Annotated in this window: 11 protein-coding genes; all 11 read left to right on the forward strand. The window is 72.9% G+C overall.

The window, feature by feature from the left end:
- Nucleotide 1: 1 nt before the first annotated feature.
- Nucleotides 2-1,207, forward strand: a complete 1,206-nt coding sequence (locus ACIQF6_RS30345; RefSeq protein WP_400900681.1) for a PLP-dependent aminotransferase family protein — start codon at nt 2-4, stop codon at nt 1,205-1,207.
- A complete protein-coding gene (locus ACIQF6_RS30350; protein ID WP_400900683.1) occupies nt 1,204-3,546 on the forward strand; it encodes a lantibiotic dehydratase in 2,343 nt (780 codons plus the stop codon). The genes ACIQF6_RS30345 and ACIQF6_RS30350 overlap by 4 nt, the downstream gene beginning before the upstream one ends.
- The gene (gene sbnA, locus ACIQF6_RS30355) at nt 3,543-4,613 is read left to right on the forward strand and encodes a 2,3-diaminopropionate biosynthesis protein SbnA (RefSeq protein WP_400900685.1); all 1,071 of its coding nucleotides are present in this window, start codon (nt 3,543-3,545) and stop codon (nt 4,611-4,613) included. The genes ACIQF6_RS30350 and sbnA overlap by 4 nt, the downstream gene beginning before the upstream one ends.
- Nucleotides 4,610-5,638 (forward strand): 2,3-diaminopropionate biosynthesis protein SbnB, encoded by a 1,029-nt coding sequence (sbnB, locus tag ACIQF6_RS30360; protein ID WP_400900687.1) that lies wholly within the window; start codon nt 4,610-4,612, stop codon nt 5,636-5,638. The genes sbnA and sbnB overlap by 4 nt, the downstream gene beginning before the upstream one ends.
- Nucleotides 5,635-6,387, forward strand: a complete 753-nt coding sequence (fabG, locus tag ACIQF6_RS30365; protein ID WP_400900689.1) for a 3-oxoacyl-ACP reductase FabG — start codon at nt 5,635-5,637, stop codon at nt 6,385-6,387. Before sbnB ends, fabG begins: the two co-directional genes overlap by 4 nt.
- A 61-nt stretch (nt 6,388-6,448) precedes the next feature.
- A complete protein-coding gene (locus ACIQF6_RS30370; RefSeq protein ID WP_035864774.1) occupies nt 6,449-6,739 on the forward strand; it encodes an acyl carrier protein in 291 nt (96 codons plus the stop codon).
- Between the two features lie 2 nt (nt 6,740-6,741).
- Entirely contained in the window at nt 6,742-7,263 is a 522-nt protein-coding gene (gene fabZ, locus ACIQF6_RS30375; protein ID WP_400900691.1) for a 3-hydroxyacyl-ACP dehydratase FabZ, read from the forward strand.
- 44 nt (nt 7,264-7,307) lie between these two features.
- The gene (locus tag ACIQF6_RS30380; protein ID WP_400900693.1) at nt 7,308-9,338 is read left to right on the forward strand and encodes a GNAT family N-acetyltransferase; all 2,031 of its coding nucleotides are present in this window, start codon (nt 7,308-7,310) and stop codon (nt 9,336-9,338) included.
- Nucleotides 9,339-9,376: 38 nt separating this feature from the next.
- The gene (locus ACIQF6_RS30385) at nt 9,377-10,414 is read left to right on the forward strand and encodes an aminomethyl transferase family protein (RefSeq protein WP_400900695.1); all 1,038 of its coding nucleotides are present in this window, start codon (nt 9,377-9,379) and stop codon (nt 10,412-10,414) included.
- On the forward strand, nt 10,414-12,735 hold the full coding sequence (locus ACIQF6_RS30390; protein WP_400900697.1) for a beta-ketoacyl synthase N-terminal-like domain-containing protein: 2,322 nt from the start codon (nt 10,414-10,416) through the stop codon (nt 12,733-12,735). The genes ACIQF6_RS30385 and ACIQF6_RS30390 overlap by 1 nt, the downstream gene beginning before the upstream one ends.
- Nucleotides 12,735-12,914 (forward strand): hypothetical protein (locus ACIQF6_RS30395; RefSeq protein WP_400900699.1); only part of this gene is annotated, 180 nt, incomplete at its 3' end. The genes ACIQF6_RS30390 and ACIQF6_RS30395, both read left to right, overlap by 1 nt.

Raw genomic sequence — 12,914 nt, forward strand, 5'->3', positions numbered from 1 at the left:
CATGTGGACCGACACCAGACCCGCGGCCGAACTGCCCCGGCTGTTCGAACGGGGCGGGGACGTCATCTCCCTGGCGGGCGGACTGCCCGACCTGGACGTGCTCCCGCTGGGGGACATCTCCCAGCAGCTCGCCCGGCTCGTCCGCCTCGGCGGCAAGCTCGCCCTGCAGTACACCACCCCGCACGTCGCCAAGGCCCTCGTGCCCGCCGTCGCCGACCTGATGGCCCGTGAGGACGGCCACGCGAGCGCCGACAACCTGATCCCGACCAGCGGCTCCCAGATGGGCCTCACCGCCGTCGCCCTCGCTCTCGGCGCCCCCGGCGAGACCATCCTGGTGCAGACCCCCGCCTACCCCGGCGCCACCGCCGCCTTCCGCACCGCCGGCCTCGAACTGCACGCCGCCGGCGAGGACTCCCAGGGCCTCTGCCCGCAGCAACTGCGCGCCACCGTCCGCGAGTTGAGAGAAGCCGGCCGGACCGTCCGACTGCTCTACGTCAACCCGACCTTCCAGAACCCGACCGGCGCCACCCTCTCCGTTCCGCGCCGCACCGCCATCCTCGCCGCCTGCCGCGAGCTCGACCTGCTGCTGATCGAGGACAACCCGTACGGCCTGCTCGGCTTCGACGGTGCCACCACCACGCTGTTCCAGGCCCTCGACCCGCAGCAGGTGGTCTACCTCGGCACCTTCTCCAAGATCTTCGCCCCCGGCCTGCGCTCCGGCTGGATCGCCGCCCCCGAGCACCTGCGCCACGACCTGGCCCGGGTCGCCGAGATCATCTCGCTCTCGCCGTCCGCACTCGCCCAGGGCGCACTGGCCGCCTTCTACTCCCGCAACGGCTGGACCGAGCTGATCGACCGCTACCGGGAGAGCTACCGCGAACGCTGCACCCTGATGGCCGACGCGCTGGACGCCGAACTCGGCGCCGACAGCCCGTGGACCTGGCAGCGCCCCGGCGGCGGCTTCTACCTCTGGCTGCGCCACCGCAGCGGCGCCGACGCCACCCGCTACGCGCAGGCCGCCGCCGCGCACGGCATCTCGTTCGTCCCCGGCGGCCACTTCTCCATCGACGGCGAGCACAACGACGGCATCCGGCTGTGCTTCAGCAACGTGCCGCGCAAGAAGATCGGCGAAGGCATCGCCCGGCTCGCCGCCGCACTGACCGAAACCCCCACCGAGGCCCGCGAGTCGGCGGAGGTGTCGGGATGACCGCGCCCGCCGTCGAAGCCGCCCGCGCCGTGGACTGGGCGGACTTCGCCCCGCTCCACCCGCTGGCCGGCTCCGACTGGCAGGTCTGGGGCGTCGGACTGCTCCGCAACGCCGGCTTCCCGGTCTCCGGCCTCGACCTGATCGGCGGCACCCGAGCCCCGGCCGCCGCCGCCCGACTCGCCGCCGGCGACGGCACCGCCGAGGAGTTCGACACCGCCTACCGGGCCGACGTCGACACCGAGGCCGCCCGCCTCGCCGCCCTCGCCACCGACCCCAAGCTCCGCCTGGCCATCGCCTGGCAGAACCGCACCGTCTTCCGCATCCTCGACTCGCTCGCCGCCCCCGGCGGCAAGGAGACCAAGCGCCGCCAGCGCGAACGCACCCTCGCCATGTACTGGCTGCGCTACTGCGCCAAGGCCGAGACCATCGGCTTCTTCGGCCCCGGCGCCTGGATCGGCGTCGGCCGCACCGAACAGGCCATCGGCATCGAGCACGGCCCTGCCCTGGTCGCCGCCGCCCGCACCTCGCTGGAACGCTGGACGGTCGCCGCGATCGCCGACTGGATGGCCGAACAGCCCGGCGCCCGCTGGTGGTTCCCGCCGATGCTGCGCCCCGACGTCCACCTGGACGGCGAGCAGCTGGTGCTGGCCAACCGCAAGACGGTCCGGCTGCGCCCCGAGGACGCGCAGGTGCTGCGGCTCGCCGACGGTGACCGCAACGCCGAACAGATCACCGACCTGCTGGTCGCCGACCACGGCTGGGACGCCGCGAGCGCCCGCCCGGGCGTCGACAAGGTGCTGAACCGCCTGCTGCGGCAGCGGGTGCTCGGCTGGGACGCCAACATCCCGGTCGACGTCCGCGCCGAGGAGGTGCTGCGCCGCCGCGTCTCGGCGATCGGCGACCCCGAGATGTTCGTCCGCTACGACGCGGTGCTCGCCGAACTCGCCCGCCACAAGGGCGAGATCGACCGGGCCGAGAGCGCCGAGCAGCTGGTCGAGGCACTGGACGCGCTGGACGCGTACTTCGTGGAGACCACCGGCCAGGCTGCCTCCCGCGAGGAGGGCAAGGCCTACGCCGGCCGCACCCTGGTCTACCAGGACACCCTGCGGGACTGCCGGATGGAGCTCGGCCGGGACTTCCTGGACGGCATCGCCCGCCCGCTGGCCCTGGTCGCCGACGCCGCCGACTGGTTCGGCAACCGGCTCGCCGAACTGGTCGAGACCGAGGTGGTCGCGCTGGTCCGCAAGGCCGCCGAACGGCAGCGCCCCGGCGCCGCCGTCACCCTCGCCGACGTCTGGCCGCAGACCCTGGCGCTGTTCTGGGGCGAGCACAACCATCCCGTGCAGCAGGCCGTCCGGGAGCTGGCGCTGAAGTGGCGCGAGGTCATCGGCGAGGTGCCCGAGGGCGCCACCCGGGTCGACCTGGGCGTCGAGGAGATCGCCGACAAGGCCCGAGAGGTGTTCGCCACCGGAGAGGTCCGCTCCCCGCACCTCGCGGTGCACAGCCCCGACCTCCAGGTCGTCGCCCGCTCGGTGGACGCCGTCAACGCCGGCCAACACCTCGTCGTCCTCGGCGAGTTGCACGCCTGCCTGGCCACCCTCGACCTGCCGTTCCTGGACTGGACGGCCGACGCCGGCTCGCTGCGCGACAAGGTCAACCGGGCGATCGGCGGCGAGCGGCTGGTGCCGCTGCTGCCGGTCGGCTGGAAGCGCAACAGCGGCCGCATGGTGCCCGCCCCGATCGGCGCGGGCGACCGGCTGATCGGCTTCACCCGCGCCCCGTTCGACCAGCGGGAGCGGATCGAACCCGCCGTCGCCGTCACCCTCACCGAGCACGACGGCACGATCACCGCGACCACCTCCGACGGCCGCACCCGGACCCTCTCCGAACTGCTCGCGGTACTGATCTCGATCATCGCCTGCGACGCGTTCAAGATCGGCCTGGACCGCCCGCACGCCCCCCGGGTCACCCTCGACGACCTGGTGCTGTTCCGGGAGACCTGGCGGCTGCCCGCCACCGGCGTGGCACTCGCGCCCAAGGCCGACCGGGGCCGCGACTACCTGGCGGTGCGCCGCTGGGTCACCGAGAACGCGCTGCCCGACCGGGCCTTCGTCAAGTTCCCCGAGGAGACGAAGCCGTCCCTGGTCGACTTCACCAGCCCGACGCTGGTGCTCTCCTTCGCCAACCTCGTCCGCCGGGCGGTGCAGTCGGACCCCGACGCCGGGGTGACCGTCAGCGAACCGCTGCCGGCCCCCGAGGAGTCCTGGCTGCCCGACGCCGACGGCGAGCAGTACGTCAGTGAGCTTCGGCTCCAGATCAGCCGAAAGGTGCCGGAATGACCGTGCTCGTTCCCGACGGCGCCGGGCTGCGGGTCCGCCCGCACCGTCCGTCGGACCCCGACATCGTCGCCACGATCGGCGGCACGCCGCTGGTGGCGCTGGACCGACTCTTCCCGCCGGGCCGCTTCCAGGTGTTCGCCAAGTGCGAGCGGTTCAACCCCGGCGGCTCCATCAAGGACCGGGCCGCCAAGTCGATGGTCGAACAGGCCATCGCCACCGGCCGGATCGTGCCCGGGGTGTCCACCGTGGTGGAGTCCTCCTCCGGGAACCTGGGCATCGCGCTCGCCCAGCTCTGCAACTTCTACCGGCTCGGCCTGATCATCGTGGTCGACCCGCGCACCACCCCGCAGAACCTCGCCATCATGCGGGCCTACGGCGCCCGGGTGGAGGTGGTCGACCACCGCGACCCCGCCACCGGCGAGTTCCTGCCGGCCCGGATCGGCCGGGTCAAGCACCTGCTGGCCACCGTCCCCGACGCCTGGTGGCCCAACCAGTACGCCAACGAGGACAACTCGCGCGCTCACCACACCACCATGCGGGAGATCGTGGACGCCCTCCCCGACGCCCCCGACTACCTGTTCCTGGCGGCCGGCACCACCGGCACCCTGCGCGGCTGCGCCGAGTTCATCCAGGACCAGGGACTGCCCACCCGGGTGGTCGCGGTGGACGCCGTGGGCAGCGTGATCTTCGGCCCGCCGGAGCCCTGGGAGTCCTCGCACAGGCGGACCATCCCCGGCCACGGCGCGGCGGTCGTCCCGGCGCTGCTGCGCCCGGGCCTCGCCCACCGGGTGGTCAAGGTGACCGACTCCGAGTGCATCCGCGGCTGCCGCCAACTGCTGTCCCAGGAGTCCGTGCTGGCCGGCGGCTCGTCCGGCGCGGTGATCGCCGCCCTCCAGCAGTCCGCGGACTGGATCGAGCCGGGCGCCACCTGCGTCGCGGTGCTCCCGGACGGCGGCGACCGCTACCTCGACACCATCTACGACGACCAGTGGGTGGAGTCCTACCTCCGGCAGTACCTGCCGCAGACCGACCTGCCGCAGACCGACCAAGAAGGGAACCGGTCATGAGGATCCTCGGCCGGGAGGACGTCCGGGCCGCGCTCGCGGACCTCGACTCCACCGTGATCGACCTGGTCCGCAACGCCTACGTGCTGCACAGCCAGGGCAAGTCCGACCTCCCGTTCTCCACCTTCCTGCGCCCGCTGCACCGCTCCGACTCGCGGATCATCGCGCTGCCCGCCTACCTCGGCGGACCGGCCCCGGTGATGGGCCTGAAGTGGATCTCGTCCTTCCCGGAGAACGTCAACCGGGGTATGCAGCGGGCCAGTTCGCTGTGCATCCTGAACGACCTGGAGTCCGGCTACCCGCTCGCCCTGATGGAGGGCAGCCAGATCTCCGCGGTCCGCACCGCGGCCGGCGCGGCGCTCGCCTCCGGGCTGCTGAACGCCGGACGCGAGGTCCGCACGGTCGGCCTGGTCGGCTGCGGCACCATCAACAGCCAGGTGGTGCACTTCCTCACCCAGGTGCACGACGACCTGGAGACCGTGCTGCTCCAGGACGCCTTCCCCGAGCGGGCCAAGGTGTTCGCCGCGGAGCTCGCCGCCGAGTACCCGGACGTCGAGTTCGAGGCCGTGACGCTCGGTCGGGCACTGTCCGCCGACACGGTGTCGATCGCCACCACCGACTCCTCGTACTGGCTGGACCTGGCCGACCACCCGAAGCGCCCCGACGGGCAGGTGATCCTGCACCTGTCGCTGCGCGACCTGTCGGTGGCCTCGGTGCTGGGCGCCGTCAACGTCACCGACGACGCGGACCACGCGATCCGCGAGCAGACCTCGCTGCACAAGGCCGAGCAGCAGGCCGGCCACCGCCGCTTCGTCACCGCCGAGATCGGCGCGCTGCTCGACGGCACCGCCGAACTGCCCGCCGCCCGCACCGTGGTGTTCGCCCCGTTCGGCCTGGGCGTGCTGGACCTGGCGGTCGCCGAGGCGGTGCTGAACCACGCCGAGAAGCGCGGGCTCGGCACCGAGGTCGACGGCTTCGATCCGGGCAGTCACAAGGTCACCTCCAACCTCGCCGGGAGCGCGGCATGAGTCAGCTGTTCACCGAAGGCACCAGGGCCGTCGTCACCGGGGCCTCCCGGGGCATCGGCGCGGCGATCGCGCTGCACCTGGCCGAGCACGGCTGCGACGTCGCGCTCAACTACCGCTCCAGCGCCGGCAAGGCCGAGCAGCTGGCGGAGAAGATCGAGGGCCTCGGCCGCAAGGCGCTGCTGGTGCAGGCCGACGTGTCCGACGAGGCGCAGGTCGCCGCGATGTACAAGGAGATCCGCACCGCCTGGGGCGGCGTGGACGTCGCGGTCCTCAACTCGGGCATCACCGCCGACGGCCACTTCGCGGCGATGAGCGCCGCCAAGTGGCAGGAGGTGATCTCCACCAACCTGACGGGCGCGTTCCTGACGGCCCGTGAGGCCACCAAGCAGATGTACGCGAGCGGCGGGTCGATCGTCTTCATCGCCTCCACCTCGGGCATCGCCGGCCGGGTCGGCCAGGCCAACTACGCCGCCTCCAAGGGCGGGGTGATCGCGATGGCGAAGACCCTGGCCTACGAGGGCGCGCCCAAGGGCATCCGGGTCAACGTGGTGGCGCCGGGCTTCATCGACACCGACATGGTGAAGAAGGTCCCGCGCGCCCAGCTGAAGGAGGCCGCGGCGGCGATCCCGCTGGGGCGGATGGGCACCCCGGAGGAGGTCGCACAGGCGGCGGTCTTCCTGGCCAGCCCGGCGGCCTCGTACATCACCGCCAAGGTGCTCACCGTCGACGGCGGGATGCTCTACAGCTGACCGCCCCCCAATCGAACTGACGTTCCATCAACTCCCGCAACTCCCAACGGAAAGGCACATCATGTCCACCGCCACCTTCGAGGACGTCCGGACCCAGGCCGAGCAGCGCCTGGAGAAGAACCTCAAGATCAAGTCGATGATCATCGACCGCCTGGGCCTGGACGCCGAGGCCGAGGTCGTCTCCGACAACCAGCCGCTGTTCGGCCGCGGCCTGGAGATGGACTCGCTGGACACCCTGGAGATCGTCGTCATGATCAACAACGAGTACGACGTGCTGATCAGCGACGACGACTTCGAGGCCTTCGGCTCCATCAACGCCCTGGTCGACTTCATCGAAGCCCGCGAGGTCTGACCATGACCACTGCGATCGCCCCCGCCAAGGTGGCCGCCGTCGCCAAGGAGAAGCCGAAGAAGCTCGCCTACTCCTCCGACGACATCAAGCGGATGCTGCCGCACCGCTGGCCGATGCTGATGATCGACCGCGCCTACGACGTGGTCCCCGGGGTCTCCGGACGCGGCGTCAAGAGCGTTTCGGTGAACGAGCCCTTCTTCGCCGGCCACTACCCCGACCACTCGATCATGCCCGGCGTGATGATCGTCGAGGCGATGGCCCAACTGGTCGCCGTGGTCTACGTCGCCGAAATGCTGGAGTCGCCCGCCCCTGCCGAGGGGGACCCGTCGGACAGCGTCGGCTACCTCGGCTCGATCAGCTCGATGAAGTTCTCCCGGCTGGTCGTCCCCGGCGACCAGCTCACCCTGGAGGCCAAGCTCGGCCAGAAGCTCGGCGGCCTGCGCTCCGTCTCCGTCCGGGCCTCCGTCGGCACCGAACTCGCCGCCGCCGGCTCGCTGATCGTCACCACCGGACGCAAGGGCTGACGCTCGCTCAGCCCCACCGACCAGAGCAGACAAGGAGGTGTGGAATGTCCATCACGATCCGCCCGTACCAGGAGGGCGACGCGCATGACATCGCCGAGCTCTACAACCGTCACCGCGACAACCCCAACCCGGTGGCGGGCGGAATCACCGGCGACGAGCTGGAGCGCGAACTCGCCGAGCGCGACACCGCGACGTTCCTGATCGCCGTCGACGACGGCCGGGTGGTGGGCACCTTCGGGCTGTTCCACAGCACCGGACGCCGCTCCGCCCGGGCCGGCGAGCTGATCGCCGACATGTTCTTCGTCGCCCCGGCCTACCGCAACGGCGTCATCACCGGACGGCTGTTCACCGAAGCCGTCGAATGGATGATGCGCTGCGGCTGCCTGGTGCTCCGTCTGACCGTCAACCCGGCCAACACCGTCGCCTTCAAGCTGTACCGGCGGGTCGGCTGCGTGTCGGTCGGCGAGACCGTGCCCGGCGAGGACGGCAACGTCGAACTGCACAACTACATCCCGCTGATCCTGCGCAGCGTCTTCCACGACCTCGACCCCGAGGCACTGGCGGCGCTCGGCCAGCTCAGCAGCTTCGGCAACGTCGCCGGCGGCCGGGACGACGAACTCCGGTCCGACGTACGGGTGGTGGACGAAATCCGCACCGTCGCCTACGCTCTGGCCCTCGGCGAGTTCAAGCTCACCGCCACCATCGACGTGGACCGCGGCCTGATGCTGGACGCGGCGCTCACCACCCCCGACGGCGCCACCCGGCCGCTGAAGATCGCCGAACCGCCGTACGAGGTCCGGATCCAGGCGCCGGCCGAGCCGCACCGCTTCGGCGACCGCGGCCTCACCGCCGAGCTGGACACCGCCGAAGGCACCCTCACCGTGCACGCCGAGGGCCACCACGGGCCGGTGTTCGTCTCCACCTGGCCCAGCGCCGAGGCCGACCGCTCGGCCGGCTGGCGCGAAGGCCAGGCCCGCGAGCTGGAGATCCGGCCCGTCGAACACGGCGTCCAGGTCCGCGAGACCACCGGCGGCAACCAGGTCACCGGCACCCTCACGCTCCACCAGGGCGTGCTGGAGCAGGAGTTCACGTACACCACCCGGCCCGGCCGGATCTTCCAGACCGTCGGACTGCGCCAGGGCGACTTCACCCTGACCGGCCCCGACGCCACCACCGTCCAACACCTGATCGGCACCGGCATCGGCGTCCGGGACACCTCCGAGGTGGTCGCCGCCGCGCAGACCGCCCCGGCCGGCTCCACCCTCGCCTGGACCGACGGCGCCACCCGGATCACCCTCCCGGCCGGCCGGCCGGTCCGGCTGATCCACACCACCCTGGTCGAACGCCACCTGGAGCCCGACGCGGACGGCACCGCCCGACTGCGCACCGAGCTCCGTGCCGACGCCGGCCAGGACACCGCACCCCGCACCACCGCAGTGGCCGAACCCGCCACCGGAGAACGGAAGTTGACCGTCAAGGCGAACGCCGGCGGCATCACCTCCTGGACCGAGGACGGCAAGAAGGTCCTGCGCAGCCCCGCCCCCCGCACCCGCGCCTTCGGCTGCAACCCGCGGTGGAGCGCCGGCGCCTGGGTCACCCTGGAGCACCACCGGCACAGTCTCGCCACCGGCCTCGGCTGGGGCGTGCCGACCACCCGCGAGTGGGAGCAGAAGCACCCGCTCGGACTGGCCGCCCCGCAGGAGCGGATCAACTGGGAGGTCACCGCCCCCGAGCAGGCCGCCGAACCCGTCCGGATCGACGTCCACGCCCCCGGCGCGGACGAGGAGACGGTGCTCTGGCTCACCCCGGACGCCCCGGCGGACGCCGCCGTGGTGCTGCACTCCGCCGGAAAGCGCCACGAGCTCGACGCCACCGCCTTCCGCCAGGTCTGGGCGTCCGCCGCCGCGATCCGGCTCACCAGCGGCCACTGGCTGCACCTGGCACCCGCCGCCGACGGCCCCGGAACCCCCGAGATCGTCCTGCGCACCACCTCCTCCGGACTGCTGATCGGCTGCGCGACGGCCGGCGCCGAGGCCGCCTGGCAGCTGTCCGTCCACCCCGCACCCACCGTCTGACACCCCGTCGAAACACCCTCGAAAGGACCACCAGAGCCATGACCACCACCGTTGCCGTGCGCACCGCGCAGGACGACTACACCACCGTCCGCACCGCCATCGGCGTCTACCCGATCACCGCCCCGCTGGTCCGGATCTCCGGCGGCGACCGCTACGAGTTCCTCGACCTGTTCCTCGCCAAGTCCAGCGAGTACGTCGAGCCGGACACCGTCCGCGAGGCGCTGGCGCTGAACGCCGACGGCACCCCGTTCGCGATCGCGCTGCACTTCGAGATCGGCGACGACTCCTGGCTGCTGCCCCGCACCCCCGTCACCGTCGAGGCGCTGACCGGCTACCTGGAGGCGCTGGACGCCCCGGCCGACGTCACCGTCGAGATCGCCCCCGAGGGCTGGGGCGCCACCGCGTTCGAGGGCCCGAACGCCTGGGCCGCGGCCGCCGCGTTCGTCGAGTTCGACATCTCCGGCCTGACCCTGCACGGCGTCACCGAGTCCACCGTCCCCGGCGAGCCGGCCGCGCTCGCCCACCTGGCCCGGGTCGGCACCACCGGCGAGTACGGCTACCTGCTGCTGTCCAACGCCCCCGAGGCCGGCCACGCCGCCGCCGTCGAGGCGGTGCTCGCCCAGGGCGGCGCCGAGGTCGGCGCCGAGGGCCTGGCCCGGGTCCAGGCCGAGGCCGGCATGGCGGTCTACGCCGCGGGCTTCGCCGGCCTGCCGGTGCACGAGGCCGACCTGGCCTGGATGGTCGACTGGAACCGGATCGGCGAGTTCCTCGGCTCCGAGGAACTGGTCAAGCCCACCGCCGAGAACGCGAAGATCACCGCCCTGGCCGCCCCGGCCGGCGCCGCCTTCACCGTCGGCACCCCGGTCACCGCCGGCGGGCAGCAGGTCGGCACCGTCGTCTGGCAGGCCCCGTCCGCCAACGCCGACGAGGAACTGATCGTCGCCAAGCTGGACGCCCCGTTCTGGGTCCCCGGCCTGGAGCTCTCCGCGGCGAACGCGGACGGCGCCGACACCCCGGTGCGCACCGTCACCCAGCCCCGCGTCATCGCCCGCTCGCTCACCACCCGGATCCACTGATGACCACCACCACCGAACGCATCGCCCTCACGGGCCTCGGGCTGATCACCGGCGCCGGCGATGACGTGGAGAAGAGCTGGGCCTCGATCTCCCAGGGCATCTCCGGAATCCGCACCAACACCCTCTTCGACACCACCGAGCTGCTCACCGACTGGGCCGGCATGGTCACCGCCGAGCAGCCCGCCGACCTGGACCGCTGCTACGCGCTGGCGGCCACCGCGATCCGCGAGGCGCTGCGCAACTCCGGCCTCGACCTGGACACCGTGGACCGCGACCGGGTCGCCGTGGTGGTCGGCTCCAGCCTCGGCGCGATGCCCACCCTGGAGAACGTGCACCGCGGCCTGGTGCAGGACGGCGTGCTGGACGCCGTCCAGGCCGCCGGCTCCCAACTCCCCTGCGTGGGCGACTTCATCGCCGCCGAGTTCGACCTGCGCGGCCCCCGCGTGGTGCTCTCCAACGCCTGCGCGGCCAGCGCCGTGGCCCTCGGCTACGCGGCCGAACTGCTCTGGAAGGGCGAGGTCGACCACGTCATCTGCGGCGGCGTCGACCCGCTGGCCCAGCTCTCCGCGTACGGCTTCTCCGCCCTCGGCGCGCTCGACCCCGAGCCGTGCGCGCCGATGTCCGCCTCCACCGGGCTCACCCTCGGCGAAGGCGCGGGCTTCATGGTCCTGGAGTCCGTCGAGCGGGCCGCCGAACGCGGCGCCACCGCCCTCGCCGAACTCGGCGGCTACGGCCTCTCCTGCGACGGCTACCACCAGACCGCCCCCGATCCGAGCGGCAAGGGCGCGGCCGCCGCGATGGCCCAGGCCCTGCGGACCGCCGGCCTGGAGCCGCAGGATGTCGACTACGTCAACCTGCACGGCACCGGCACCCCCGCCAACGACGTGTCCGAACCCAAGGCCGTGAAGCTGCTGTTCGGCGCCGAGGTGCCGCCCGCCAGCTCCACCAAGTCGATGCTCGGCCACACCCTGGGCGCGGCCGGCGCGGTGGAGGCGATCGTCTCCACCATGGCGATCGACCGGGGCGTCATCCCGCCGACCGTCAGCACCCGCGGCGTGGACTCCCCGTTCGGGCTGGACATCGTCCCGAACACCGGACGGCCCGCCCCCCTCGAAGTGGTCGCCTCCAACTCCTTCGCGTTCGGCGGCAACAACGCCACCGTCGTCCTCAACAAGCCCGGCCGGCCCGCCCGTTCGGCCCGGCACACGCAGCCCGTGCATCACGTCGTGGTCACCGGCGTCGCCGGCCTGGCCGGCTCGGCCGGCTCCACCGCCGAACTGACCGCCGCGCTCGCCGCCGGCAAGGTCGGCTTCGACATCCTGGAAGAGGTCGCCGGCATCGGCGAGCGCCCGGTCGGCCGGATCGACGTCAGGGCCGTCGCCAAGCGCCTCAACCCCAGCAAGGCCCGCCGGATGGACCCGCTGGGCGTGCTCGCCGCCGGCGCCGTCGGCGACCTGTACGAGCGGCACGGCAAGCCGTCCCGCGCCGAGGCCGAGGGCACCGGCATCGTGTTCGCCACCGGCTACGGCCCGGTCACCTCGGTGCTGGACTTCCACCGCGGCGTCATCGAGAAGGGCATCACCGGCGCCAACCCGGCGACCTTCGCCAACACCGTGGTCAACGCCGCCGCCGGACACGTCGGCATGCTGCACCGCTACCGCGGCTACACCGCCACCATCGCCAACGGCGGCACCTCCTCGGTGCTCGCGCTCCAGCTGGCCGCCCGGGTGATCGCCCGCGGCATGGCCGACCGGATCATGGTCGTGGTCGCCGACGAGTTCCCCGAGCAGGCCCTGGCCACCCAGGCCCGGCTGCCCGGATACGCCAAGACCGCGCACATCGTGCCCGGCGGCGGCACCGGCACCGTGCTCTCCGAGGGCGCGGCCGCGATCCTGCTGGAGTCCGAGGCCTCCGCCGCCGCCCGCGGCGCGAGCGTCCTGGCCGACGTCCGGGGCTTCGGAGCCTCCGGCGAGCCGGCCGGCATCGGACGGATCGGCCGCGACGGCGAAGCCTGGGCCCGCGCCCTGCGCGCCGCCCTCGCCGAGGCCGACTCCACGCCCGAGCAGATCGACACGGTGGTCTCCGCCGCGTCGGGCTACCGCCTGGTGGACGTCGCCCAGTCCCGCGCCCTGGCCCTGGCTGGCCTCTCCGACCGCCCCACGGCCACCCCCAAGGCGCTGCTCGGCGAGACCTACGGCTCGGCCGGCGCCCTCGGCCTGGTCGCCGCCCTGGCCGGCGACGCCCCCGCCGGACGCCTGCTGCTCTCCAGCTTCGCCTACGGCGGCTCCTACGCTGCCGCGGTGTTCGACGCGAGGCCCTGATGGGCGCCGTGCGAAAGGCCCTGCGGGCAGCAGCGCGCTGGCTGGACGGCGGCACGCCGACCGACCCGCTGCCCTGGGCCCGCCACGTGGGCCCGGTGCTCGCGGCGTCGGGCGCCCGGCAGGCCACCGGGCCGGCCGGGCGGATCGCTCGGGTCGGCGGGGACTGGCTGGAGCGGCAG

The organism is Kitasatospora sp. NPDC092948 (assembly GCF_044754805.1).
Taxonomy (GTDB): Bacteria; Actinomycetota; Actinomycetes; order Streptomycetales; family Streptomycetaceae; genus Kitasatospora.